This is a genomic window from Clostridium aciditolerans (assembly GCF_016316925.1).
In the GTDB taxonomy this organism is placed as follows: domain Bacteria; phylum Bacillota; class Clostridia; order Clostridiales; family Clostridiaceae; genus Clostridium_AM; species Clostridium_AM aciditolerans.
The window spans coordinates 43486-70193 of sequence record NZ_JAEEGB010000001.1 but is presented as its reverse complement, the minus strand read 5'-3'; the positions used below and the strand labels follow the sequence as shown (position 1 = coordinate 70193).

At 33.0% G+C, this 26708-nt stretch carries 21 protein-coding genes, 1 pseudogene and 1 riboswitch; of the genes and pseudogenes, 16 read left to right on the top strand and 6 right to left on the bottom strand.

The window, feature by feature from the left end:
* The first annotated feature begins 10 nt into the window (after positions 1-10).
* A complete protein-coding gene (locus I6U51_RS00280) occupies positions 11-829 on the top strand; it encodes a leucine-rich repeat domain-containing protein (protein ID WP_211140606.1) in 819 nt (272 codons plus the stop codon).
* Between the two features lie 154 nt (positions 830-983).
* A riboswitch (cyclic di-GMP riboswitch) is annotated at positions 984-1071 on the top strand.
* A gap of 101 nt (positions 1072-1172) precedes the next feature.
* Here I6U51_RS00280 and I6U51_RS00275 read toward each other — a convergent pair.
* Positions 1173-2033 carry an alpha/beta hydrolase gene (locus tag I6U51_RS00275; RefSeq protein ID WP_211140605.1) on the bottom strand — a complete coding sequence of 287 codons (861 nt, stop codon included), beginning with the start codon at positions 2031-2033 and terminating at the stop codon, positions 1173-1175.
* Positions 2030-3655, bottom strand: a complete 1626-nt coding sequence (locus I6U51_RS00270; RefSeq protein ID WP_211140604.1) for a PucR family transcriptional regulator — start codon at positions 3653-3655, stop codon at positions 2030-2032. The genes I6U51_RS00275 and I6U51_RS00270 overlap by 4 nt, the downstream gene beginning before the upstream one ends.
* Positions 3656-3773: 118 nt before the next feature.
* On the opposite strand from I6U51_RS00270, the gene I6U51_RS00265 reads away from it, so the two are divergent.
* From I6U51_RS00265 to I6U51_RS24595, 7 genes are all read left to right on the top strand, one after another.
* Positions 3774-6773: a bifunctional FdrA/YlbE family protein gene (locus I6U51_RS00265; protein ID WP_211140603.1), complete on the top strand. Its 3000-nt coding sequence runs from the start codon at positions 3774-3776 to the stop codon at positions 6771-6773.
* Positions 6774-6775: 2 nt separating this feature from the next.
* A complete protein-coding gene (locus I6U51_RS00260; RefSeq protein ID WP_211140602.1) occupies positions 6776-7621 on the top strand; it encodes an oxamate carbamoyltransferase subunit AllH family protein in 846 nt (281 codons plus the stop codon).
* A 73-nt stretch (positions 7622-7694) separates the two neighbouring features.
* Positions 7695-8636 carry a carbamate kinase gene (arcC, locus tag I6U51_RS00255; protein ID WP_211140601.1) on the top strand — a complete coding sequence of 314 codons (942 nt, stop codon included), beginning with the start codon at positions 7695-7697 and terminating at the stop codon, positions 8634-8636.
* A 33-nt stretch (positions 8637-8669) separates the two neighbouring features.
* On the top strand, positions 8670-10034 hold the full coding sequence (locus I6U51_RS00250) for a hypothetical protein (RefSeq protein WP_211140600.1): 1365 nt from the start codon (positions 8670-8672) through the stop codon (positions 10032-10034).
* 33 nt (positions 10035-10067) lie between these two features.
* Entirely contained in the window at positions 10068-11291 is a 1224-nt protein-coding gene (locus I6U51_RS00245; protein WP_211140599.1) for an amidohydrolase family protein, read from the top strand.
* Between the two features lie 157 nt (positions 11292-11448).
* A complete protein-coding gene (locus tag I6U51_RS00240) occupies positions 11449-12267 on the top strand; it encodes an amidohydrolase family protein (RefSeq protein ID WP_246517009.1) in 819 nt (272 codons plus the stop codon).
* Positions 12268-12303: 36 nt separating this feature from the next.
* On the top strand, positions 12304-12660 hold the full coding sequence (locus I6U51_RS24595; protein WP_246517008.1) for an amidohydrolase family protein: 357 nt from the start codon (positions 12304-12306) through the stop codon (positions 12658-12660).
* Positions 12661-12800: 140 nt separating this feature from the next.
* On the opposite strand, the gene I6U51_RS00235 is transcribed toward I6U51_RS24595, so the two are convergent.
* Complete coding sequence (locus tag I6U51_RS00235) at positions 12801-13832, bottom strand: proline racemase family protein (RefSeq protein ID WP_211140598.1); 1032 nt, start codon at positions 13830-13832, stop codon at positions 12801-12803.
* A 207-nt stretch (positions 13833-14039) separates the two neighbouring features.
* On the opposite strand from I6U51_RS00235, the gene I6U51_RS00230 reads away from it, so the two are divergent.
* Entirely contained in the window at positions 14040-15299 is a 1260-nt protein-coding gene (locus I6U51_RS00230; protein WP_211140597.1) for an ROK family transcriptional regulator, read from the top strand.
* A 758-nt stretch (positions 15300-16057) separates the two neighbouring features.
* Here I6U51_RS00230 and I6U51_RS00225 read toward each other — a convergent pair.
* A complete protein-coding gene (locus I6U51_RS00225) occupies positions 16058-16981 on the bottom strand; it encodes a LysR family transcriptional regulator (protein ID WP_211140596.1) in 924 nt (307 codons plus the stop codon).
* 121 nt (positions 16982-17102) lie between these two features.
* Between I6U51_RS00225 and I6U51_RS00220 the strand changes: the two genes are divergently transcribed.
* The 4 genes and pseudogenes from I6U51_RS00220 to I6U51_RS00205 form a co-directional block, all read left to right on the top strand.
* Positions 17103-18572: a UbiD family decarboxylase gene (locus tag I6U51_RS00220; protein ID WP_211140595.1), complete on the top strand. Its 1470-nt coding sequence runs from the start codon at positions 17103-17105 to the stop codon at positions 18570-18572.
* 59 nt (positions 18573-18631) lie between these two features.
* Complete coding sequence (locus I6U51_RS00215) at positions 18632-19228, top strand: UbiX family flavin prenyltransferase (RefSeq protein ID WP_211140594.1); 597 nt, start codon at positions 18632-18634, stop codon at positions 19226-19228.
* A gap of 24 nt (positions 19229-19252) precedes the next feature.
* Positions 19253-19621, top strand: coding sequence for a prenylated flavin chaperone LpdD (lpdD, locus tag I6U51_RS00210; protein ID WP_211140593.1), 369 nt, complete (start codon positions 19253-19255; stop codon positions 19619-19621).
* A 144-nt stretch (positions 19622-19765) separates the two neighbouring features.
* A pseudogene (locus I6U51_RS00205) lies at positions 19766-20032 on the top strand (Tn3 family transposase); the annotation flags it as partial.
* A gap of 442 nt (positions 20033-20474) precedes the next feature.
* Here I6U51_RS00205 and I6U51_RS00200 read toward each other — a convergent pair.
* Entirely contained in the window at positions 20475-21128 is a 654-nt protein-coding gene (locus I6U51_RS00200) for an HAD family hydrolase (protein ID WP_211140592.1), read from the bottom strand.
* Positions 21129-21645: 517 nt separating this feature from the next.
* Between I6U51_RS00200 and I6U51_RS00195 the strand changes: the two genes are divergently transcribed.
* The 3 genes from I6U51_RS00195 to I6U51_RS00185 all read left to right on the top strand — a co-directional run bounded on the left by I6U51_RS00195 (position 21646) and on the right by I6U51_RS00185 (position 26370).
* Positions 21646-23256, top strand: a complete 1611-nt coding sequence (locus tag I6U51_RS00195; protein ID WP_211140591.1) for an amidohydrolase — start codon at positions 21646-21648, stop codon at positions 23254-23256.
* Positions 23257-23566: 310 nt separating this feature from the next.
* A complete protein-coding gene (locus I6U51_RS00190; RefSeq protein ID WP_211140590.1) occupies positions 23567-24346 on the top strand; it encodes a helix-turn-helix transcriptional regulator in 780 nt (259 codons plus the stop codon).
* A gap of 599 nt (positions 24347-24945) precedes the next feature.
* A complete protein-coding gene (locus I6U51_RS00185) occupies positions 24946-26370 on the top strand; it encodes an APC family permease (RefSeq protein WP_211140589.1) in 1425 nt (474 codons plus the stop codon).
* Between the two features lie 109 nt (positions 26371-26479).
* Here I6U51_RS00185 and I6U51_RS00180 read toward each other — a convergent pair whose 3' ends face one another.
* Positions 26480-26629, bottom strand: a complete 150-nt coding sequence (locus tag I6U51_RS00180; protein WP_211140588.1) for a hypothetical protein — start codon at positions 26627-26629, stop codon at positions 26480-26482.
* Between the last annotated feature and the right edge of the window lie 79 nt (positions 26630-26708).

Below are 26708 nucleotides of genomic sequence, written 5' to 3'. Positions count from 1 at the left end.
GAAGTAAATCTTGGAAAGTAATAAAATTACTGACATAAGTGCATTAAGTAGGTTGACTAACTTAAAATCTCTAAGTTTGTATAACAATAAGATAAGAAATTTACAAGCATTAAGTACACTTATAAATTTAGATAACTTAAATTTATATATTAATAAAGTTGAGAATATAGAACCTTTAGGCAAGTTGACTAATTTAACAGATTTATCATTGGGAATGAACAAAATATCTGATATCGGCTCTTTGAAAAACTTAACTAAGTTAACAACAATAAAAAATATTAAAGGATTAGGAACCCTTACAGGATTAGAAGCATTAACTTTATCACATAATCAAATTATAGATATAAGTGGATTAAGCTCATTATCTAAGTTGAATCGACTATTTGTTGATAATAATAAAATTGATAATCTTAAAGGATTTGATAAATTAGAGAATTTAAGAAGTTTGGATATATCTCAAAATAAAATTACGGATATTAGTCTATTAAGGGGGCTGAAAAATTTATCACTGACAAATATATATCTTGAAGGCAATCCTTTACCTGAGTATGTATTTAAAGATAAATTAAATCAGCAATTTATTCTGTCTATGTTATCTCCATATATTGATGAGGATGTTAAGAATTATTATGGTGAGTTTAGACAATATATGAATGCAGGAATTTTAGACATTGAACAAATTGATAGGGGATATAGATTAAAAATTAGAATAGAAACATTTGTAGGACCACATAATCCTCCATATGGAATAGATACTTTAACTATAACCAAAAATAATAGTGAGATAAAAGTAGAAGAATTTAAACATGAAAATGTAAGTGAAAACTAAGATTTTTAACATAAAAGAAATCTCGAAGAGGGAATATGAGAGGTAAATTTCTTGAAAGTAAAATATTATAAATATAAGTATAATAATATGTGTAAAAAGGGTTAGATAGAAAGTATTCGTGTCAATATTAAAATTGAACTATTAAAAAATAGCGTGCCGATAATAGCAAACTCGTCGAAAGGCGGGGACGCAAAGCTCTGGGTCTAAGGGACATATAATCCTATAATTGCCAGGTTTCCGAAGTATGTAATTGTAGAATACCAAAGGCGACGTATAATCATAGTCTTCTTTGGTATTTTTTAGCCTTTTTAGGTTTCCATGAAATACTCGGCACTCCCTAAATTTAGATCTTGTTTTCGAGCCAGTTTACTATCTCATCATAAACTGATATTCCGATACTATTATTTGTATCTCTATCGAAGTCGTGAACTTCGCCATAGATTGTTATAAGATGAGACTCTGGAATAATCCTGCTAAGCAGCTTAGATGCTTTAAATGGTACATCAGGATCAAGGGTTGACGCCGCTAATATTGTTGGTGGAAAATATTTAAGACTTTCATCCTTTATTGAATATTTTGCTGGATTTTCTTCGTTGCAAAGATATTTTACCCAGGTTCCTTCTTGCCTTGCTTTTATATAGAGTGAAAATCTAAGATTTATCGGACCGTATGTTACTGGCGCTGCTGAGAGAATCTTTTTTATGCTTTCTTCAGGTACTTGAGCTAATTTGTTATAATGTTTGCTTGGAACATTGAATTGCATTTCATCAATTCTTGTGTATCCATAAAGGCTTATAATTGCCTTTGGCATTAATATATCATTATTAATCAACATATTACACATCATGAAGGATAGATATGCGCCTGCAGAACGTCCAAATAGTATATAATCATTATTCTCCAATCCAAATATATCTTGCTTATTATCTAAATAGTAGAGAATTTCCTCATAAGCTGATTTTAATATTAAACTCAGCTTCGCTTCTGGAGCTAGAGGATAATCAAATGACAAAAAGTCATATCCCGAATCTAAAAATTTATTTATATAAATTTCTGGCAAATCATCACTAACTCCATAAAGCAGTCCACCACCGTGAAAATATATTATAGTTACATTCTTTCTATTATCTTTAGCTCGATATAAATTCATAGTCAGTTGAATCTTATCTTCTGTTATAAAGCTAAAGGTATTCGGATTATTCATTTATGCTCCTCCTGTTCAATAAGTTTAAACAGCCTTGAGGCCACTTGGATTTGCAATATTTCCTCTGGGTCTGTTAACTCTATGTTTAATATAGCTTTTGTCTTATCTATCCTATACCTAACTGTCTTAGGATGAAGAAATAGTTTTTCTGATGCAGTAATATAGCTTTGGTTTGAGTCAAGAAATATCTTTAAAGTTTCAAATAGCTGAGGATACTCAAGTACAAATTTACTAATTTTAGGTGGAATAAATTTTTGAAGTTCGTTTAAACTATTTGACTCTAAGAATAATTTATAGATTCCAAGCTCTTCATAAGACAATATTTTATTAGAATTATGAAATGATCTTAATATCTTTTGAGTATCTAAAACTTCTTTATTAGCTTTAGGTATATCTGCCCTCTCTACTTTTGAACTTATACTTATACGGTAATAATAGTCTTTAAACAAGTTATTTTCAACTAGAGCTTGCATTATTTTTTCAATATTATCTATATTAATACTATCCTTATCATCATTAAAGTTAAATATAAACACTATTCTGTCTGACTTTTCTAAGAAAGCCATATCTTTAAACATCAACTTAAACTTATTCCTTATTCTACTTAAAATTGGAAGCATAAGATTTTTGTCTAAGTTTTTATTCTCATCTACTTGATATAGCTTTATAAGAATTAACTGATAAAACTTGCAACTGCTAATTTCCAAAGATTCTAAGACATCATCAATGTCCTTTCTATCATAGAGTCTGTCGTTTAATAAATCACTAATGATATTATTCTTTTGTTGAAATAAGCTCTGTGATATTACATATTTTTTCAAAAGCTCCATCTGCAAAAATTTCACTGCATTTTCTATTACCATAAAGTCTTCAGAATCAATTGGATCTGATTCTTCGTGGATAATAAGTTCATAATCATTAAATTCTAGATAAGATATATGAACTCTAATTTGTGTTCCAGCCTTCTTCTGATTGGAAGTATTATAAATTACGTCATAGCGCTCATAGTTAAATTGCATATATTTTTCATTTAAGACTTCGCTTTTACCTAGTATTGTTACATCAGAAAGTTTAGGGTTTGTGCTAATTTCAGTACCTTTTGCAGAATTGATAAAGCTTACATCCCGAAGTATCATTTTTTTAAATTCATAAAGCATCTCTTCAATTGAAGGTATTTTCAGCGCAAGACTTGTAAGTTCACTATGCACTTCATAGTATTTATTTAATAGATACACATTTTTATCTATTATGGGTTCCAGGATATCTAGGATTATAGATTCATATTTTACTTCCTTGTTTATTTGAATTAGAGGAATTGAATGCTTATTACATAATTCAATTATTTTGCTTGGTATTTGATGCACTAGTCTATCTAGTTTAATTATTATTGCACTAATACCGATTGTATGTATTTTTTCAAAAAACGAATCTAATTCACTATCGCTCAAATTATGAAGAGCAAAGTAACTTGTAAGAATAACCTCTCCAAATTTCCCCCAATTTTCTATATCAAGAGCTTCCAATACATTTACACCATATATTTCATTTAATAATCCATCCTTACCTGCAATTACCTTTGAACCGTTAAGAGACTGTGTCTTTAGTACAGCTTTGATATTCAAACTATCACTCCTTTATCCTTAAGAGATAAAAAACATCGCTTTTTTTAGTGTTATGTGCCAATGAAAAGGAAAACAAATGATGATATATTTATATTAACACAATAAAGGAGGATTTCAAATGTTATACACAGTCATTAAGAAAAATAGTTATCAAGATTCTATTAATCTTATGTTGCTTACTAATTCAATTAATACTCTTCAGGGTGTAACAAAATGTTCAATCATGATGGGTACTAATGCAAATAAAGATATATTTAAAAATAGTGGACTTCTTACAGTTGAAGCTGAAAGTGCTGCTCCAAGTGATATGGTAATCGTAGTTGAAACAGAGGATGAGAAGGTTGTAGAAAATGTTCTTACTGAAGCTGATAAGTTCTTAAGCGACTTAGCAGTTAAGAAAAAGAAAAATAATGTTGAAAGTGCAACTAGCTTAGAGGCTGCATTAGAACAGATGCCTGATGCAAATTTAGCTTTATTCTCAATACCAGGGGAATACGCAGCAGATGAGATCGAAAAGGCTCTTGACAAAGGATTAAATGTATTTTCATTTTCCGATAACGTTTCATTAGAAGATGAAGTAAGGCTTAAGAAGAAAGCACACGAAAAAGGACTATTATTAATGGGACCTGACTGTGGTACAGGAATTATATCCAGTATTCCAATAGCCTTTACAAACGTAGTAAAACCCGGAAATATCGGTATAGTTGGGGCTTCCGGAACTGGTATACAAGAAGTCACTACTATAATTGACAGACTAGGAAGCGGAGTTGTACATGCAATAGGAACAGGCGGACGTGATTTAAGCGAAGATGTTAATGCTACAACAGTTAGAGACGCTATACTAGGACTTGAAAATCATGATCCTACAGATGTAATTGTAGTAATTTCAAAACCACCAGCAAAAAAAGTTAGAGATGAAATTGTAGAGTTATTACACAGTTTATCAAAGCCTGTAGTTGCAATATTCTTAGGGGAAAAGCCAGATCACCACGAAGGCAATGTATATTTGGCACATACTCTTGAAGAAACTGCAAGAATTGCAGTAGACCTTGCAAATAACAGGGCTGTAAAGCCAAATTACCTAGAGGAAATAGAATACGAAGTAAAGACTCCATTACCAGCAGATAAGACAGTAAAAGGACTTTACTCAGGTGGTACACTTGCAGCTGAAGCAGGAATGCTTATCTCTGAAGCATTAGAACTTGGAGGATTAACTAAAAAAGAGGGATACATTCTAAACGTAAATGGATACGAAGTAATGGACTTGGGAGATGACATGTACACACAAGGAAAGCCGCACCCAATGATTGATCCAGAAGTTAGAATTAATAAGATAAAGGAATACGCAAAGGACAAAAACACAGGAGTAATACTTCTAGACTGCGTATTAGGATATGGTTCACATCCAGATATGGCAGGGGTATTGTCAGATGCAATTAAAGGAGCAATACAAACAGCAAAAGAAGATGGAAGAGAACTATACTTCGTAGGTACTGTTTGCGGTACAGAGCAGGATCCACAAAGCTATGAAGCAGCAGTGAAAACATTAAAAGAATGTGGAGTATTAGTAGAGGAAAGCAATGCAAAGGCAGTAAGACTTGCACTTAAATTAAAGGGAATAGAATTTAAAGAAGCTGATAAGCACGTAGTAGAAACAAAGGTTGAAAAGAAAGAATTACCAGAAGTTAGCGAAAACGTAATGGAACTTTTAAATTCTAAGCCACGTATAGTAAACATCGGACTTACAAGTTTTACGGAATCTATCACAGCTTACGGCGGAAGTACAGTGCAATACGATTGGAAGCCAGTAGCAGGTGGTAATAAAACACTTATAAAAATATTAAACAAACTTTCAAAAATTCAAGAAATAGACGAATTCAATAATGAAGTAATTGAGATGATGAAGAATTCTCAACCTTTCCTAGTTGATGTAGTACCTGCAAAATCAGTTATAGAAATCTTAAATGGCAAAGTTATACTTCATGCAGGACCACCAATAGAATACAAAGATATGACTGGTCCAATGCAAGGATCATGTATCGGAGCAGTATTATTTGAAGGCTGGGCAAAGGATGAAAAGAGTGCACGAGCATTACTAGAAAGCGGAGAGGTAAAATTCTCACCATGTCATCACGTAAACGCAGTTGGTCCTATGGGAGGAATTACATCTGGTAACATGCCAGTGGTAGTAGTAGAAAATAAACTAGATGGATCAGTTGCATATTGTACAATGAACGAAGGTATGGGAAAAGTGCTTAGATTCGGAGCATTCTCTGAAGAAGTTATAAACAGATTAAGATGGATGAGAGATGTATTAGGTCCAGTATTATCTAAGGCGCTAAAGAAGAAAGAGGAAGGATTAAACCTAAACGTAATTATTGCAAAGGCAATTACTATGGGTGATGAATTCCACCAAAGAAACATAGCTGCCTCACTTAATTTCTTAAAAGAAATTACACCATTAATTACTGAACTTGACATTGACCAAAATGAAAAGTACAGCGTAATAAAATTCTTGGCAGATACAGATCAATTCTTCTTAAATATAATGATGGCAACAGGTAAGTCTATCGTAGATTGTGCAAGAAAAATTATAAGCGGTACAGTAGTTACAACAATGGCTAGAAACGGAAAAGATTTCGGAGTAAGAATAAGTGGAATGGGCGATGAATGGTTCACAGCACCAGTTAACACTCCAAACGGACTATACTTCACAGGATACTCAGAAGATCAAGCAAATCCAGATATCGGAGACAGTGCGATCACAGAGACAGTTGGAGTTGGAGGAATGGCAATGGTAGCTGCCCCTGGAGTTACAAGATTCGTAGGCGCAGGCGGATTTGATGATGCGTTAAGAGTATCAAATGAAATGGATGAAATCTGTATTTCAAACAATTCAAACTGGAGCATTCCAACATGGGATTTCAAGGGAACATGCCTTGGAATAGATGCTAGAAAAGTAGTAGCAACTGGTATTACACCATTAATAAATACAGGAATAGCACATAAAAATCCAGGAGTAGGTCAAATAGGAGCAGGAACAGTCCGTGCACCACTAGCTTGTTTTGAAAAAGCAATAATTGCATATGCAAAAAAATTGGGAATAGAAGCTGAGTAGAAATGAGAAGGAATCAAAATAGAGAGGCACAGAGTAATTTGCTGTCTCTCTATTTGAAAAATCATAGTGTTGGTGAAGTGCACAGCAAATTTAATAGCGGTCTCAATGTACGATTTGATGATTCTTTAATTTATATAGGTTCTATAAGTAAACCTTTGTCAGCATTTGGACTAAACATTAAAGAAGAAAAGCTGAAACAAATGCTTAATTCTGTAAGCACTCATGATATTGTTGTAAACAAAGATAATAAGCTGTTTTTTTACAGTATTTACGAAATTATAAGCATTGATTATAAAGAAATAGAAAAAGTAAATTTAAAGCTTCCTCAAATAAGGTGCAAGCTTAGTGAGGTACCTAATACCAAGCTATATAGCTATTTAAAAAAAATTGAATTTGGTACGCTTATAGGTATTGAGTTAGAAGATAAAACTTGCAAATATGTAGATTTATTATTGAACTCTGACAAATGGGATTTAAATACAAACTTAGAGATAATAAATTTTTTTTCTGGCAGAGGTAAGGGGTTAACACCTAGCGGAGATGATATTCTTATAGGTTTTACACTAGCACTTATGATGTTTGATAAAATCTACAATTGGTTAGAAGCTCTTGAATCAGTAATTACTATAAATACAACTACAATGATTAGTGTTTCATATCTTAAAGCTTTAATAGACGGATACACAAGTGAGTATTTTATAGAACTTATAAAATTGGTAGACGAAGAAAACATAGACGTAATAGAAAAAATAATAAAGAAGGTTCAATCATTTGGACATACCTCAGGAAATGATACCTTGTTTGGATTTTTTTTAGGATTAAAATCTTTGACAAAAGAACTGGTATGATAGCATTTAGTTTCGCAAATGAAAAAGAAGTACAAGTAATTAAATAATATCTAAGAAATGAGGAATCTATAAAATGGAAAATAAAAGAATTGTAGTAGCTCTTGGAGGAAATGCGATTTTATCTGATGATGCTTCTGAAAAAGCTCAGAAAATTGCCATTAGATCTACTTGTGAAAAACTTATGAAACTTATCACTAGCGGAAATCAGCTTATAATATCACATGGGAATGGACCACAGGTTGGGAATTTACTTTTACAACAACAGGTAGCAGACTCTATAAAAAATCCTGCTATGCCTCTTGATACTTGTGTTTCTATGACTCAAGGAAGCATAGGATACTGGATGCAAAATGAGATGGGTAAAATGCTCCATGAAAATGGCATAAATAGAACAGTAGTATCACTTGTAACTCAAGTATGTGTTGATGAAAAGGATGCTGCATTTTCAAATCCAGCTAAGCCGATTGGACCATTTTTAACTAAAGAAGAAGCAGACCTTGCGAGTGAAAAGGATTCTTGCATATATAAAGAAGATTCAGGCCGCGGATATAGAAAGGTAGTTCCATCTCCTAAACCTGTAGGAATTGTTGAATGCGACGCTGTTGTAAAACTAATTGAAAATGACATCATCACAATTTCATGTGGTGGCGGCGGAGTTCCAGTTGTATTAACTGAAAATGGATATAAAGGCGTTGAGGCTGTAATCGATAAGGATCTTGCATCTCAAAAGCTTGCAGAGCTGGTTGAGGCAGATGAACTAATAATCCTAACTGGCGTAGATAATGTATATATTAACTTCAACAAGCCAAATCAAGAAAAACTTACAAATGTAACTGTAAATGAACTTAAAAAGTACATTGAAGAAGGACAATTTGCAAAGGGAAGTATGCTTCCAAAAATAGAAGCAGCTATTGCATTTGTTGAAGCATCAAAGTCAGGCGTTGCAATAATTACATCCCTTGAAAAATTAGGCGAAATTAGCGAGGGTGCTGGAACTGTTATATCTAAAAATTAGTAACTTTATATTAAATTACAAGGAGGAAGATTTATGATGAAGAAAAAAAATATATGGACAAGTCTTTTAGTGTTTACCTTTACATTTTTATTGTGTAGTGCACAAGTATTTGCAGCAGATGAAACAATGGCTGTTAAAGCACCACAAGGGTTTAAGGCAGTAATAGCTATAATTCCTCTAATTGTTATATTAGTCCTTTTATTTAAAAGAGTTAATATGTTAGTTGCAGGCTTTATTGGTGGAGTAATGGCGATGATAATAGGAGGAATTACATTAGCACAAGCTAATGATTTCTTTCTAAAAGCTATACCATCTATGCTTTCAAATACTGCACCGATTGTAAACTCAGCTATAGCTATGGCAGTTTTTCAATCTGGTGGATATACTGCAGCACTTACTCTTGTAAAACGTGGAATTAAAGGAAGAGTAGAATTCTTAGCAGCATTTATAGTAATACTACAAGCAGCAGCAACTTATATGTCCGGTATAGGCGGAGGAAGTGCCATGGTTATTGCACCACTTGCCTTTGCAGCAGTAGGAGCAATTCCAGAACTTATAGCTGCAATGTCTATAGCAGCAGCGGTATCATTTACAACATCCCCAGCATCACTTGAGTCCAGTATAGTTTCAAAGCTTGGAAATATACAAGTAGCACAGTACGTAGATACAATGAGAATTTACTGGTTAGCATTTGTAGCAATAGCGATAGTTATAGGCTTCTATGGAGCTAAAAAGAGAAAAGTTTTATTCCAAGGTGAAGAGAGTGAAGAATATAAAAATAAAACAAATGGACAATTGTTTAAAAACACAATACCAGCGATAGTCTTATTGTTCTCGGTAATTTTTGGACCACTTGTAAATAAATTACTAGGATTCCCATTACTTTCACCATTGACGTATACGATAATCACTCTTGTATTAATATTTATATGCACTGAATTTAGTTTAAATAAATCTGTTGATGCCATGATTGATGGTTCCACATATATACTTGTAAGATTATTTCAAGTTGGTATATTCTTAACTTTTATCAATATGATAGGAAAAACTGGAGCTTTTGCTGCTATAGTTAGTGTAACAAAAGCGGCACCAGCAGCCTTTGTTGTTCCAGCTGCAGTATTTGCTGGGTTCTTAGTTGGAGTACCAGCAGGAGCATACGTAGCATCTATATTAGCATTAGTGCTTCCTGTAATAGCATCACTAGGTTTCTCACCAGTTGCACTAGGATTTGTAGCTATGGGTGTTGGTTTAGGAAGTCAGTTAAGTTTTGTAAATATTACAATGCAAGCTCTTTCATCAGGATTCCAACTTCCTATTATTGACGTAGTTAAAGGTAATGGAAAATGGGTTGGAGGATCTGTACTATTACTACTAATAATATCATTTCTAGTTCATTAAAATGTAAATTAAAAATAGAAAGGGGTATGTTAAATGGACATTATTTTAAGAAAAGTTAGAATTAAAGATGAAGAAAACTTAAAGGATGTTGCTATAAAGGATGGAAAAATAACTGCTATTGAAAACAGTATTGAGGGAAGCGCTGCAAGAGAAATAGATGCAGAAGGCAGAGTTTTAATTCCTGGACTTATAGAAAGTCACATTCACTTAGATAAGGCATTAATTGCAGATAGACTTCCAAATAAATCTGGTACCTTGGCAGAAGCTATTGAGGTTACTGGAAAGCTTAAACCAACCTTTACAAGGGAAGATGTTGAGGAAAGAGCAAGAAAAGCCCTTATGATGCTTGTAAAAAATGGTACTACTCATATTAGAACTCATTCAGAATTTGATCCATCACAAGGATTTACTGGATTTGAAACAGTTATGAAACTTAAAGAAGAATTTAAGAATTTAATAGATATGCAGGTAGTCGCTTTTCCTCAAGAAGGAATACTCAAGGCGCCAGGTACAGAAGAAATGATGTACAAGGCAATGGACATGGGGGCAGATGTTGTAGGAGGAATTCCATATAACGATTCACCAGCAAAAGAACACATAGATTTAGTTTTTGAAATAGCTAAAAAGTACGATAAGCCTATAGATTTTCATCAGGATTTTAAGGATGATGCAGATGGAATTACAATACAGTATGTCTGCGAAAAGACCATAAAGGAAGGCTTTGAAGGAAGAGTATCAGTAGGACACCTTACAAGCTTAGGAGCATTAGCAAAGGAAAAATTAAATCCAATCATTGAGCTTATGGCTAAAGCCAAAATAAGCGTTATGAGTTTGCCAGCTACAGATCTTCATCTTGGTGGAAGAAAGGATGAATACAATGTAAGACGTGCTGTTACTCCAGTAAGAGCTTTACGTGATGGTGGAGTTAATATGTGTTTAGCAACCAACAATATTAGAAATGCCTTTACTCCTTATGGAAATGGTGATTTAATGCAGGTAGCAATGCTTGCAATACCAGTATCACACTTAGGAGGGGCAGATGATTTGCCAACTGTTTTACCAATGATAACAACCAATCCTGCAAAAGCTTTAGGATTAAAAGATTATGGTATTGAAGTAGGTAAAAAAGCAGACTTAGTTCTATTGGATACAAAGATAGTTAACAACGCTATAATTGATATTCCAGACAGATTATATATAATTAAAAATGGCAAGATAACTGTAGAAACAGAAAAGAAGATAAAATTAAATTTTTAATAAATGAAATATATTTTTGATAAAGTTATGTAGACCCAAAAAATAGTTCTGACAAAAAAACGGGATAGATATAAGAAAATAATCCACATTTATGGAATAAATTGAGCCAGAGATGTGGATTTTTTGCTCGTTTGAAAGATATGGAGGCAGAATATTAATGAGTTGGATTAAGAATGTATTATTAGAAATAGGTAGAGAAGAAATTGCAAAAAACACCATTATAACAAAAACAAAGAAAGTGTGTTTGTTTGTTCAAGATGGGATTATAAAAGAAATTGCAGAGGATGTTCCAGCTTCTGAAGAAGAGGTTGTAGATGCAAAAGGATATTTAGCTTTACCTTCATTGATAGATAATCATATTCATTTGGATAAAGGTCATTACGGCGGAAAATGGCATGCAGTTGTTCCTATGAATAGTGTAGCGGAAAGAATTGTGGAAGAACAGGGATTTCTACGTGACTTTTTAGCAGATACGCCACAAAAGGCACAGGCATTAATTGATTTAATTACAGGCAATGGGGCAACTTTTTTACGTGTGCAAACTAATGTGGATCCTGTTATTGGATTAGATAATGTAGCTGTCATCAAGGAAGTTCTGGAAAAAAATAAACATAAAATAGACTACGAAATCGCAGTTTTTCCACAGCATGGCACAATGATTACTGAAGAACAAGGCTTATTAAGCAAGGCATTAGAGGACGATGCTGTTACTATTTTGGGAGGCTTAGACCCAGCTACTATCGACGGTGATATTGAAAAATCTTTAAAAATCACCTTTGATTTAGCAGTTAAATATAAGAAAGAGATTGATATACATTTACATGACGGAGGAAGCTTAGGAATTTATGAAATAAACCGCATAATTGATTATACCCTAGCTTCAAGGCTGCAGGGAAAAGTACAAATAAGTCATGCATTGGCACTAGGAGATATTTCAGGTGCGGAATTAGAAAATATTGCAAAACGCTTAAAATAGGCGGACATAGCCATTAATACAACGGTTCCAATTGGTATGAAAGCATTATCCATTCCAGTACTAAGGGATCATGGCATAAGAGTAAATGTTATTAATGACAATATCAATGATCACTGGAGTCCATTTGGTACAGGAGATTTAATTGAACGTGCTAGTCGTGCTGCAGAAGTATTTTCTATGGTTGATGAAATTTCATTATCAAATGCTTTGGGTCTCATAACAAAAGGTGTCATTCCTCTTGACTGTGAAGGTAATCAAGTATGGCCAAAGGTTGGTGACAAAGCGAATATTTTATTTGTAAAGGCAGAATCCTCTGCTCACTTAATAGGAAGAATTTGTAGGGAAAGAGTAGTTTTATTTAAAGGTACCTTTGTTTCTGGAGAATTTAAATAATAACAACAAAAAAGGAATACAAACTGAAAAGGCTGTGGAAGCTATTATTCCACAGCCTTTGCTTCATGCTTTTTTTCGTACCTACTTTATTCAAACTATAAAAAGCAGGATAAAAAACTTGAAATAATTCAACTAAAATACTATTTTCCAACCTGGAAACCATATTTTAAAGGATCATCGTTATCTATAATATAAGTAGAAACGCCTGTTAAATAAGCACTGCCTGTAATCTGTGGTATAACTGCAGGAATTTCACCGGCTTTTGCTTCTTCTTTAATAACACCCTTGAATGTTGTTCCAATAAAGCTTTCGTATACGAATGGCTCACCAATTTCAATCTTGCCTCTTCTATAAAGAGTAGCTAATTTTGCACTTGTACCAGTTCCGCATGGAGAACGGTCTGCCATATAGTCGCCAAAGATAACCACATTTCGCATATCACATCCAGGTGTGGATGTTGGACAGTATAACTCTGCTAAGTCTACAGATGTAATATCAACCTCTGGATGCTGGATTTGGTTTTCATTATTTGCATTTTCAATTAATTTCATACCAAACTCTGTTAATGCAGGGATGTTTTCAGGTATTATGTCAAGTCCAATCTGAGTCACATCACATAAAGCAAAAAAACTTCCACCGAAAGAAATATCATATGTAACTTCCTTGCCGCCTATAACTGTTTTTAAGTTTTCTTTATAAAGGAAAGCTGGTACATTTGTAAGGGTAACGTTTACAACCTTTCCTCCTTTTACTTCTGCTTTTGTGCGTATTAATCCAGCAGGAGCATCAAGGACAACCTCTGTATAAGGCTCTTTTGCTTCTACAAGTCCGGATTCTATGATAGCAGTAACAGTACCGATAGTACCATGTCCGCACATATTTAAATAACCGCCTGTATCCATATAGATAACGCCGTAATCTGCTTCTGAATTAATTGGATTTGTTACGATGGAGCCGAACATATCATGGTGTCCACGTGGTTCAAACATTAAAGCTTTTCTGTACTCATCACAATGTTCTTCTAAATACTTTTTCTTTTCAATCATGGTGTTTCCCGGCAATTCAGGGAACCCTGACAACACTACACGAGTAAATTCTCCTACAGTATGAGTATCAACAGCAACAAAGTTTTTTTCGTAAATACTTAAATTTACATTTGGTTTTAATTCCATAAATATATCTCCCCTTAGTTATAAAATATTGTTATATAACGTTATTTTATAATTGAATTTTGAAAAAGTCAATAGAATATAGGGAATGTAAATGACAATGCTGGAAATAGAAATAGAAATATGATATCGTATACCTAAACACAATGAAAAAATTGAAAAAGTACACAGTAAAGAAGTTTGATAAAAATGAAAAATATGAGGTGCAGCATGGAAAAAGAAGAGGAAAAATATACAAAAAACGCATCCATGCCTTCTGATTTAAAGTATTTGAACAGGAAGCGTATTTTGCAAATGATAAGGAACGAACAAGTTGTATCGGTCAATGATATAAGTGAAGCTACAAAAATCAGTCGTCCGACGGTAAAAAAAGCAATTCAAAGTTTTGAAGAGAAGGGGCTTTTGGTTTCGATAGGAAAAGGATCTTCTACAAGCACTGGTGGAAAACGTCCGGAATTATATGCCTTTTATTGTGAAGAAGTTATTTTGTGTATATATTTAGAAAAAGAATGCATTCATTTTACAATTTTAAATATGAAAAATGAGCGTATATGGGAAAAAGAAGTCTCATTTTGTTACGGGGACACTTTTGAAAAATTTCAGCACATATTAAAAAACAATATATATTTAATTTTAGAGGAAGCAGAAATTTCCTATGAAAGCTTATACGGAATCAGTCTGGCAATGGAAGGATTTATAGATCGCAATATTGGAATTGTACGGTTTTGTGCGTTGGCACCAGAATGGGGAAGAAATATTCCGATAAAAGCTTGGTTGGAAGAATTATTTCCAAAACAAGTGATTATTGTAGAAAATCTTGTAAGGATTGCAGGGAGCTCTCTTCTTTTAGAAGAAGAATATCGTAATAAAAGAATGGTGGTTATATATACTGAGGCAGGTATTTCTGCGTGTTACATAGATAGAGAAGTTTTTACTGGTAGAAATGCGTTAATTGGTGAAATTGGCCACATGACAATTGATTATAGTGACGAAGAAGTATGCTCATGTGGAAGCAGAGGATGTTTTGAACGTATGGTCAGTGAAAGTAGAATACAAAAAAAATTAAAAGAAAATCCTAAAAAACTATCTTGTTCTACCATGAAACAATGGATTGAATCAGATAACCTTATACGCCATTTGTTTGAGGAAGCTGATAAAGGGGATAAATTAGCAAAAGAGATTGTTAGTTATCTTGCAGAAATGTTTTCTTTGATGCTAAAAAATGTAGCAATTAATTTTGATCCTGAAATCATTGTAATTCAAGGAAAGTATGCTTATGCGGGAGAATATTTTAAAACGGAACTTAAAGAAGCAAGAAAAAAGGCCAGATTCTTTCCAGAAGAAACGGCTTCAAAATTATATTATGATATGCGTCCTCTAAGAGAATTACAAAAACTTGGAGGATATCAAGAACTGGCAGAAATGTTTTTCGAAAATCCAGAACTTTATGAAGGAAATACGGCAGAATAGAATCTTATAAGGAGGAAGATTTTTGTTTTATTTACAGAGTGTGCTAAACTTAAAAGAACGGATTGGGATGGATAAAGATATCCCAATGAAGAATGTATTCTTTTAGTATTATGATATATTAAAAGACTTATTTTTGAGCTTGTTCAGGTGACTCGTAATTGGCATTCTGAATAAGCTCTCTTTTTACTGCTCTATAGAAAGATTCCATCTAACATGCATTTCTTTCTGATTTAAAACCTTAGCAATTCGTATTGAATCATGCCTACCCTTGTTTTCTTCGGAAATTTGCTTTATTTCTTTTCGTAAGGCTTCATTTTCTATATCTCTGTTTGAAGGTTTATTATTTAAATATTTATAATATCCAGCTTCTTGATGTTGTACTTATTAAGGTCTTTTTCAGGTACTGAAATATTACTTGTTCTTTCGCTTCAAGAACGGGTTGAGCCGAGATACGTGTAAAAATAGGCCACATGCTGCAATAAATATCCAGAATGTAGCCTTATTCTAATTTATAGGTATAGAGTTAGAAGTATCAATTGCTCTTGGTATGTTATCAAGGTCAATCATATAATCTCCAAAACGTTTTATATGTCTAGTAAGTATTAAGAGCTGCTCTTTCCTCATACATAGAGGGTATTATATTCATAGGTATAAATTAACATCGACTGCATCGAGATTTTTCGTAGTCCTCGTAAAGTTGTATAGCACATGCCATGCTTTCCTTCATCTCTCCTAAGACTCGTTCAGGAAAACATCCATTATTTTATATAATTGATTAAAGTATCTTTGAAATTTTGTGCAGCTTCGGATAAATATCGATCCTCTATCCATATGAGGGCAGTTTCAGAGTTTATGTTTGGTATTATTTCAGCAAAAGATAAGTTATTATGCATTTTTATCTGCAATGCTATTTTGGGAATAATTGCAATTCCTAGTCCTGACTCTGCTAAAGTCATCAATGTTGTCACATCAGAGCTTTCACAAATAATCTTTGGATTAAACCCAAAGCTATTACATGTCTCAACAAACCTGTGAAAAACATTATACTCACCTTGGCCGCGTAAAACTAAAAGAGGCTGATTATTTAGTTCTTTTATAGATATCGTTTTTTCCTTAAAAAAAGTGCCATTAGAAGATTGAAGAGCTACAAGAGGTTCTGATTGTATATGGTGGATTGAAAAGTTCCTCATTTCGGTCGCTTCTTTGGATTGGAATGGCAATCTTATAATGCCTAGTTCAATGTCTCTATTTTGTAGAAGCTCTTCAATTCTTCGGGAATCTTCCTCCCAAATTTGAAACGAGACAAGAGGATACTTATCATTAAATATCATCAAAAGAGGTGAAAGGTAGGGTACACATGACATTACTGTCCCTATTGAAAGTTTCCCCCTCTTTCCATCCTGTTGTTCCCTTACTTCTGTAATCATTCCATCAATTGAATTTAAAACCTCTTTCGCTCTTTTATAAAATGTCTGTCCGGCTGGGGTTAATTCGAAATTTTTATTAGTACGTTTAATGAGTATTACTCCCAACTCATCTTCTAATCCTTTTAACTGCATACTTAAAGGGGGCTGACCAATGCGTAAACGATTAGCTGCACGTGTAATTTGTCCTTCATCTACAATTGTTACAAAGTAAATTAGTTTTTTTATATCCAAGATTTCACATCCTTTATCAATCATATATTTTTTATATGTATACCTACTATTATATATATTTTACAAATATTATACATCCAATTAAAATAAATATGTAAAACAAAAAGTTAACAAATAGAAGTCATTTTTAAGGAGGATATTGGATATGAAGCCATTAAAAAGTTTTCGAGAATATGTAAATACTTTAAAAGAACATAATGAAATAGTTTCTATTAATCAAGAGGTAGACTGGAACTTGGAAATGAGTGCTATAATTCGACGTGCTTATGAACTACCTTCTCCAGCACCACTTTTTAAAAATATTAAAGACAGTATACCAGGATTTGAAGTATTAGGAGCACCTGTAGGAATGAGTCCAAATAAGGAACATCCATTTATAAGAGTAGCTCTATCCCTTGGATTACCAATAAATACTTCTGGTCCTAAGCTTGTGGAAGCTTGGTCTAATCTTCATGATGTTAAGCCTATTCCCCCTCGTTTAGTTGAAACTGGTGAGTGTAAGGAAAATAAAGTATTTGGCGATGAAATTGACCTTACAAAACTCCCTGTTCCATTCATTCATGTTGGAGATGGTGGCCGTTATATTAATACTTATGGTATTCTTATTGTACGTACACCTGATGGTTCTTGGATAAACTGGTCTATATCACGTGTAATGCTAGATGGACCTCGTTCTATGGCTGGAGTCGTTATAGCATCACAAGATATCGGAAAAATATATGAAGAATGGAATAAAATCGGCAAAGAAATGCCTTTTGCTCTATGCCTAGGTGTAGATCCTGGTATAGCTATGATTGCAGGATATCCACTTCCTGACAATGTTAATGAGGGTGAGATGATAGGTGGATGGTATGGAGAGGCAATTGATGTTGTTAAATGCGAAACCAGTGATTTAGAAGTACCAGCTACTAGTGAGATTGTTATTGAAGGAACTGCCTCTCTAAAAGATAAGGTTCCAGAAGGTCCAATGGGTGAATACGCTGGTTATACATGGGTTGGTCATGGAAAATCAGTACCACTTTTTCATGTAAATGCTATGACTCATAGAAATAACCCAATAATGCCAGTAACTGCAGCTGGTATCCCTCCTGAAGAAAACCACACTAATTGGGGTGTTGCCATTGCTGCAAGTATTCAAAATGCTCTTAAACACAAAGGACTTCCTATTAAGGAATGTTTTATTCCACTAGAATCTGCTGTGCATTGGCTAGTTGTAACTGTAGACTCTAATTATAAAAGAGATGATGATGCAAAACTTGCTTATGAAATAGGAAAAACAGTTTTTGAGAGCAAAGCTGGCTCATATGTGCCAAAGGTAATTGTTTTAGATGATGACATTGATACAAGTGACCTTAATAGAGTAGTATGGGCTTTTGCAACTCGTCACCATCCAGATAACAGAATAATTATACCTAACCAAAAGGTATTACCTCTTGTTGCATATCTGGATAAAAAAGAAAAGAGTGAAGCAAGAACTAATAAAGTAGTTTACAATTGCTTATCACCTTCAAAACATTTAGACAAAGACAAACAGCCTATAGAAGCATCCTTTGGAAGTTATTCTGAAGAGTTACGTAATAAGATAATTAATAATTGGGAAAAATACGGATTTTAATTATTCTCATATTTAATAATATATATTATAACTACATTGTACAAGGAGTATTACTATTTATGGAAACTAAACTGAAAGTCTCCACAAAAAAAAGATTAGTTATTGGTATGAGTGGAGCAAGCGGTGCCATCTTAGGTATTGATATGTTAAAAATATTGAGCGACAACCCTGAATGGGAAACTCATTTAGTTATTTCCCATGGTGCTGAATTAACCATTTCCCAGGAAACAGGATATACAATAGATGAAGTAAGAAATTTAGCCGATAAAGTTCATGACATAAAAAATATCGGAGCCAGTATTGCAAGTGGTTCATTTAAAACAGAAGGCATGGTAATCGTCCCTTGCAGCATGAAAACTGTTGCCGGTATTGCCTGTGGATATTCTGACAACCTGCTACTAAGGGCTGCGGATGTTACAATAAAGGAGAAAAAAACCTTAGTGGTGGTTCCAAGAGAAAGTCCTTTAAGTTCCATTCATTTAAAAAATATGCTTTCTCTGTCCGAGACAGGCGCAATTATTATTCCGCCGATGGTTACCTATTATAATAAGCCCCTTAGTTTAGAGGATATGAATAGACATATCATTGGTAAAATTCTTGATAAATTTGATATCGAAGTATCAGGATTTAAGAGATGGGGAGAAACTGTGAGTTAGCAGGCAAAGTGATGAGGTGATATATTGCAGGACTTTAGTTTAGAAAATGGTAGAATAAAAATAAACATGAAAGCTATTGCCATTGGTGAAGATTTATGTGTGATCATTTCAGGTGGAGATAGCCCTCATATAGGCTGTGTAACCCTAAGTGTTCCTAGACCAAGTTTAGCAGATGCACGGGTTGTCAGTGCTACAACATCTTTGCTGAATCTGGTGGGACATAAAGACGATGAAGCTGCACGATATGTGTCACACGCAATTTCTTCCCGATTGAATAAAAACGTAGTTGTAACCTGTGGTATTCATGTTGATAATATAACAAGTGAGGAAATTAAGGTTATAATGGATCTTTTAAAGCAATTAACTGACATGTTAATACAAAAATATATTTAGTGCTGGTGTTTTTTATCGAGAAAGTCCATAAATTTGTGTAAATTAAAATTAATTAATCAAAATAGAATTGAAAATTACTATAGGAAATTTTCCTGTAGTAATTTTTAAATTTTAGGGAGTAACTAAATACTGAGAGTATATAGCCTTTATATAAAAAGAAAGTTTATAAATAAAGATAATCTACATAATGCAATATTAGCAGTAGTTAATACTATACTTAAAATTAGAGTAGAAGATATCTGGGGTGAAGGAACAACAACCTGTGCTTCAGATAGTAAAAAAATTGTTGATTCTCATAGTCAAAGTGAGGTTGCTTTCGCATTTTGTTACTTATTAGGATTCAATTTAATGCCAAGAATCAAAGCAATTCATTCTCAAAAATTATATATACCTGAAACTGGTATAAATGAATGAAAGATTAGCAATAGATATATAAATCTGATGAATCGAAAACCTTCAGGAAGTATATCTTGAAGGTTTTTGGTTATATGTACCACATACTTTGCCCCTAGTGACACGGATGCTGTTATTACCCCAGATGACGACTAAAAACACTCACTGGAGTTAATATCCACCATGTGGCTTGCTTTCACACTTATCTCGGCTATACCCGAAGAAGGCTTGGTATTTTTTTTATAGTTCTAATTCCTTCTTTACCTCGTTATTTTCCTGTCTCAGTTTTTTAATTTCATACTTACACGAATAGAGTGCAGTTCCATGACCAGGAAATGCACTCTATTCGTATTCCTCATATTCACATGTCTATTTGACAGTGAAAAGTTCAATCTTTTAATAGGGTCCACTGAATTAAAGTTTAGTTTAGTGGATAGAGGATAATTTTAATATTTATATATTATACATCCCTAGTAAGTTCTGTGTATTCATAAATAAAATGGTCTGCTACATCAAGTATGTTCTGTCTTTGATAATCAGAATGTTCCTCTTGTACTCCAAAAACTTTCATACCTGCTGCTTTTGCACTAATAATAGCAGGAAGTAAATCTTCAAAAACAGCACAGTTTTTTGGTTCAACTCCAAGCTTTTTTGCTGTGAGTAAATAAATGTCAGGGAAATTCTTGCCTCTTTTTGCTTCATCAGTGGTACTTATAATATTAAAGTATTGAAATATGCCATTAGTCTTTAAAACAAGTTCTAACAAGGTACGTGAATTACTAGTTGCTAGTGCTATTTTTATAGAGCTACTATGTAAAGACTCTATAAATCTCTTTACTCCAGGTTTTAATTTAACATTATGAGTATACTCATACATCGCCATGCTAGTCCATTCTTCTATTATTTCTTCTATTGTATCATTAAGATTAAATCTTTTCTTAAAATATTTTGCTTTATCTATAAAGCTCAAATGTTCAATATTTTCTTTTAAATCCTCAGGTAGTTCTAAGTTTCTTTTTTTTAAATAATCAATATTTATTTTACTCCAAACCCAAATAGAATCAATTAATGTGCCATCTAAATCAAAAATTACTGCCTCAATATTATTTAACATCGTTACCTCCTATGCTTTTATATTTGGTATCAACAGTGAAAAAGTTTTTTTCATAAGTTTACTCTCTTTAATTATAAAACATTGTTACGTAACTATATTTTATAAATTCATTTTCAAGAAGTCAATAGTGCATAGAAATAAGCACTTTGATTATATAATTTATGACTATAAATTTCTATCCAACTAATTATAATGCAGTGGCCAATTAAGACAGGAAGCTCGAGTATAACCTTGAGCTTCTGATATTTTTTAAAGATTAATGCAAGAAGGTACTACTTTAGTTATATAAAAATATTGCTTTGGGTTAATTTATTCTGTGATTATAGCATGATATATTTTTGTTGTAATAAGAGGTGCTTATTAATATTTAGAAATGTGACAATCTATAAGCATTTATAAGTTAAAGGTGATTTATTTAAGATAATAAACTCCATTTATAGAAATGGTGCAAAAGGGTCTCGTAATAGATTGTCAATAATGTCCGCATTAAAAACAATATATAGGGAGGAAATTAGTTATGCAGTTCGCAGATATTATACTTAAAAGTAATGCGATTTTCACAGGAACTGGTGAGGAAGTGTTCAGAGGTGGTGTAGCTATTATTGGAAATAGAATAGTTGCAGTTAAAAAAGATGATGAAATTGACTCACTAAAGGGTGATAAAACAAAGGTTTATCAATATGGAGACAACTTGATTTTGCCTGGATTTAACGATTCTCATTTTCACTTTGCTTACACTGCTGCTTTTGAAGATGATAGCTTCTGCATTGATTTATCTGCATGTAGAAGTGCAGAGCAATGTATAGACTTGTTAAAAGAATTTGATGAAAAATATCCAAACAATCCTTGGATATTTGGTCGTAATTGGAATTACACTATTTGGGATAATCCAATACTACCAGATCGTACTTCCTTAGATGAAATTTTCCCAAATCGTCCTGTTTGTATTAACTCTTGGGACTGCCATGCTCTGTGGATAAATACTAAAGCTTATGAAGTTTGTGGTATTGATCGTAATACACCTCAACCTGATGGTGGATTAATTGAAAAGGATGAAAATGGAGATCCGAATGGTATAATTTTAGACATAGGAGCTACTACTATGGTGCTTGACTATGCTCTTTTAGTACCTGATTTAAAATCTTCAGTAAAAAAATTCCTAGCTAAAATAGCGCAAAGAGGAATTACATCAGTTGGGGATGTGGATCCTATAGCTGTAAGTAATAAAAATGTTTATGAAATATATAAAGAATTAGAAGATGAGGGAGCTCTTACTACTAGAATTAATTTTTATCCTGAGTTAGAGAGCAGCTTTAAAAATGCAGCTTTAAAGACAAAGTACACTTCAGAAAAATTAAGATTTGCTGGACTTAAAAAGTTTGTAGATGGAGTATGTGAGACACATACAGGTTATTTAGTAGAGCCTTATGCAGATATGCCAGAAACTAAAGGTGTTCCTCTAATAAGTGAGGAGCAATTAAAAGAAGAAGTTATAAGAGCTAACAGAGAAGGAATAGATGTTAGAGTACATGCCATTGGCGAAGGTGCTGTACGTTTATCTTTAAATGTTTATGAAGCTTCCAATAAAGAAAATGGAAATGCAGGATTCCGTAATTCTATAGAGCATATAGAAACTATTCAAGATAGTGACGTTCCAAGGTTTAAGGAATTAGGTGTTGTGGCTTCAATGCAACCTCAACATGCTGTTGCTAATATAGATGGTTATCCTACACTTATAGGTGAAGAACGTGTTAAAAATGCTTGGGCAATGAAGAAAATATCAGATTCAGGTGCTGTACTTGCGCTTAATACAGATAGTCCTGTAGTTCAACCTAAACCAATAGTAAGTATTTATTCAGCTATTACTAGAACTACCGTGGATGGTTATCCAAATGGTGGGTTTAATTCTAAAGAGAAGCTTTATATGATGGAAATATTAAAGGGATGGACTTACAACGGTGCTTATCTTGAGCAACGTGAAAAAGATTTAGGAACACTAGAAGAAGGAAAGCTTGCGGATGTTATTGTTTTAAGCAAAAATCTGTTTGAAATATCAGAGAAAGAGATTTTAGACACAAAAGTTTTACTTACTATAATGGATGGACAAGCAACTTATGAAGAAAAATAAAAACTACAAATAAGAAACATATTAGAATAATGAACATACTAGAAGTTGATTGTTGTTTAATTTAATTAAATCTATGTCTTCTAGTATGTTTGTATTTATATATAGTAAATTGTCCTAAAGGCATATAATTGTTACAACACAATATTTCAATTTATGATTTTTTATGCTATAGTTTTTATTATTGACACTAATTTATATTATATTATTTATAGTATAATTAAAATACACAGTTTAAAACTGCATTTCAGTAATGTCCAGATGGTTGTTAATGTGTAATAAATCACTAATTATTAAATGGGAGATGAGTCTTATGGCTATTATGAGTGAAAAGGATTGGTTGCTTGTTAATGATATTATTTATTTGTTTAATGCTGTTTGTGACCATACTGAGAGAAGAAAAAGATTATTGGAAGTTTTACGCATATTAATTCCTTACAATTGTGCTACCTTTTATCATGCAGATATGAAGAAGGATAATGTGCTTATAGATCCTGTAGAAATAGATCTTTTGGAGGAGAAAAAACTATCATATGATGAGTATTTTTATAAATTAGATTATTGTAAAGAATTATATTACCTTGCAAAACCAATCGTATATAGAGAAAATGATTTAATAGAGAACAGAGAGAAAACTGAATACTATAATGATTACTTAATGCCAAATACTCATGCACATTATGTAGTTAATGTGAACATGGCTAATCAAGCAGGCTTATTAGGTCATATATCTTTGGCCCGCACCAAGGGAGAGGGACAATTTTCTGAGAGGGATATGTTCATTTTAAGATTACTTGAGCCTCATTTAACAAATAGTCTACATCAGTGGAAACAACAAAAATCAACTTTGAAAAACATATCCGATGTAGTAGATGCTGGCAGTTTAGCAAATGATTATAAACTTACTTCCAGAGAGCAAGAGTTAATCTCTCTAATGCTTGAAGGTTTAAATAATGATGAAATTAGCAATAAGCTTTTTATTAGCTTGGGAACTGTGAAAAAGCATATAAATAATATTTTTCATAAAATAGGAGTGAAAAATCGTAATCAGCTGATTTGTCTTTCTATTAAAACTGGATGGAATGCAAAATAGAAAGCTTGAAGTGGATAAATATATAGAAATTAAACGGAAAGGGAAGCTGTATAACTAACTAATAGTTAGTTATACAGCTTCCCTTTCTTTTTTTTACTCTGCAGGAATTTATAAAATTTTATAAATTCCTATAGAGTAAAAAGATAGGGTTCAGGGAAGACATTTCCCGCCGCTTTCAGGAGGGTGCTCAGACGCGAATGCGTCGTCGATGGGGTGAAAGGTCTGGATGACCTTTCACGGGCGAAGCTCCGGCCCGAAGGGATAGGGTTCCCTAGCGGAATCGCAAAGCGATTTTTTTATTTTAAAAATCTGTTTTGTCACCCTGTTTAGTTTACTTGTACAGCTTGCATTGGCTAAGCGTTTTTGCAAATTAGATTGAGGTATTAGAACTTTAGTATACCACCACAACTCAAAATACTACTTTAGGTGTATAAAGATATTACAATGGGATAATTCATACTTGAGGCACATCGTAGTAACATTGTATATATAGATTTTTCAAGGTTTTTTGATTTTATGGCCAGTAAGTCAAAAATATGATATTTATTTGATCACACAAAAATGTGTTGCCTTTGCAAAAATAGAGGAGGAAATTTATAATGTCTGAAAAGAAAATATCCTTAAGCTCAATGGTGTTATTTGCCCTTTGTAGTATAATGGTATTATATACTCTTTCTGTAACTGCTAGTTATGGAGTAAGTGGTATTACTACTTGGTTAATTGTTATAGTGCTTTTTTTCATACCCTATGCTCTAATCTCTTCTGAACTTGGAGCTACTTGGCCAGAAGATGGGGGAATATATATTTGGGCGAAAAGAGCCTTTGGCGACTTTATCGCTTCTCAAGTTTCTTGGTTATACTGGATCAACGTAGTATTCTTTGTACCAGCAGTTTGCGTTACTTTTGCTGGAAATTTGAATTCTTATTTCTTTCCGAATATGTCTAAATACGCTCAAATGGGTGTGGTAATTGGTCTACTTTGGTTTATAGTTGTTATGGGGATTACAAGAGAAGAGTTTACTAGAAAAATCACTCAATATGGTGGATATGTAATATCTGTACTCATAACAATTATGTTTATTTTCGCAACAATATATGGAATTAAGTATGGATATGCAAATGACTTTGCATTGAAAAATTTCAAACCTGATTTTTCAAGTTTAATACATTTTGCACCTGTTGTAATTTTTAATTTATTGGGATTTGAATTATTATGTTCTATAGCAAGTAAAATGGATAATCCTAAAAAAAATGTTCCTAAATCTATTATGTTATCAGGAGTTCTAGTTGCAGTATTTTATATACTAGGATCTGTTAGTATATTATCAGTAATCCCAGTTGAAAAAGTTAATTCAGTAACAGCAATTACTGATAGTTTTACAATAATGATTACAGGGGTGCTTGGAGAAAAGTTCTCATTTATAGCTACTATTATGACAGCAGCGGTTTTATATAATTTATTGGCAAGTGCAACAGCCTGGGTAATGGGAGCTAATAATGTTATGATGTCAACTGGAGCTGACCAAGGCTCAAAGATTCTTGGGCATGCACACCCTAAATATGGTACACCTGATTATGCATACTATATAGTTGGCTCAGTTGGTACTATATACACTATTTTTAACTATATGGGTGGTTCCAATGTTCAAGCTATATTCTGGACTATATTTGCCTTTTCCTCAATATTGTATGAATTGCCATATTTGGCTATGTTCTTAGCAGTAATTAAGCTTAGATATAAAGAACCAAATACTGAAAGGCCTTACAGAATTCCTGGTGGAAAAGTAGGATTATGGATTTGTGGACTCCTTGCATTCTTTGGTATAGTGGCTGGTATTATATTGTTTTCTCTTCCACCTGTAGGAACTGAAAATGTATTAAAATACGAGCTAACCGTATGGGGTGGACTGGCTGTAGTTATAGCTGTAGGTGTCTTAATTAATTTAAAAACATTAAAGAAGCAGAGTAAAGTGGAATTGGAAGCTGCTATTGGTAGAATAGATCCGCTTGAAGATAAGCATTAATTATATGGGAAACGTGGTATTTGTCTATAGGAATGAATACCACGTTTTTCTAATACTCTGAGAGCTATACTGATATTCCTTGAAAGTAGCCTCAGAAGAATTAGCTAAGTCATGCATGTCGTAAAAGCTGAATTGCTTTAGGTATAGCATCAGTTTCTATCCTGCCAAAGGCTAATAGAATCGTCCCATAAGTTTCATCCTCTTTTCTAAACCAAAGTTCAGATGGATGTAGTATGTTTATTCCTACTAAACATTTCATGGAACTTAGTTACTAAATGTTCTGGTAGAACCAAGTAAGAAACCCTAATGGAAGGAAAGAGAAATTTAGAAACACTACC

Bases quoted from the DNA above. Each gene is read 5' to 3' on its own strand.
- I6U51_RS00275 (WP_211140605.1), bottom strand. From the start codon at position 2,033: ATGAATAATCCGAATACCTTTAGCTTTATAACAGAAGATAAGATTCAA.
- I6U51_RS00265 (WP_211140603.1), top strand. From the start codon at position 3,774: ATGTTATACACAGTCATTAAGAAAAATAGTTATCAAGATTCTATTAAT.
- I6U51_RS00260 (WP_211140602.1), top strand. From the start codon at position 6,776: ATGAGAAGGAATCAAAATAGAGAGGCACAGAGTAATTTGCTGTCTCTC.
- arcC (WP_211140601.1), top strand. From the start codon at position 7,695: ATGGAAAATAAAAGAATTGTAGTAGCTCTTGGAGGAAATGCGATTTTA.
- I6U51_RS00250 (WP_211140600.1), top strand. From the start codon at position 8,670: ATGATGAAGAAAAAAAATATATGGACAAGTCTTTTAGTGTTTACCTTT.
- I6U51_RS00245 (WP_211140599.1), top strand. From the start codon at position 10,068: ATGGACATTATTTTAAGAAAAGTTAGAATTAAAGATGAAGAAAACTTA.
- I6U51_RS00240 (WP_246517009.1), top strand. From the start codon at position 11,449: ATGAGTTGGATTAAGAATGTATTATTAGAAATAGGTAGAGAAGAAATT.
- I6U51_RS24595 (WP_246517008.1), top strand. From the start codon at position 12,304: ATGAAAGCATTATCCATTCCAGTACTAAGGGATCATGGCATAAGAGTA.
- I6U51_RS00235 (WP_211140598.1), bottom strand. From the start codon at position 13,832: ATGGAATTAAAACCAAATGTAAATTTAAGTATTTACGAAAAAAACTTT.
- I6U51_RS00230 (WP_211140597.1), top strand. From the start codon at position 14,040: ATGGAAAAAGAAGAGGAAAAATATACAAAAAACGCATCCATGCCTTCT.
- I6U51_RS00225 (WP_211140596.1), bottom strand. From the start codon at position 16,981: ATGATTGATAAAGGATGTGAAATCTTGGATATAAAAAAACTAATTTAC.
- I6U51_RS00220 (WP_211140595.1), top strand. From the start codon at position 17,103: ATGAAGCCATTAAAAAGTTTTCGAGAATATGTAAATACTTTAAAAGAA.
- I6U51_RS00215 (WP_211140594.1), top strand. From the start codon at position 18,632: ATGGAAACTAAACTGAAAGTCTCCACAAAAAAAAGATTAGTTATTGGT.
- I6U51_RS00200 (WP_211140592.1), bottom strand. From the start codon at position 21,128: ATGTTAAATAATATTGAGGCAGTAATTTTTGATTTAGATGGCACATTA.
- I6U51_RS00195 (WP_211140591.1), top strand. From the start codon at position 21,646: ATGCAGTTCGCAGATATTATACTTAAAAGTAATGCGATTTTCACAGGA.
- I6U51_RS00190 (WP_211140590.1), top strand. From the start codon at position 23,567: ATGGCTATTATGAGTGAAAAGGATTGGTTGCTTGTTAATGATATTATT.
- I6U51_RS00185 (WP_211140589.1), top strand. From the start codon at position 24,946: ATGTCTGAAAAGAAAATATCCTTAAGCTCAATGGTGTTATTTGCCCTT.
- I6U51_RS00180 (WP_211140588.1), bottom strand. From the start codon at position 26,629: ATGAAATGTTTAGTAGGAATAAACATACTACATCCATCTGAACTTTGG.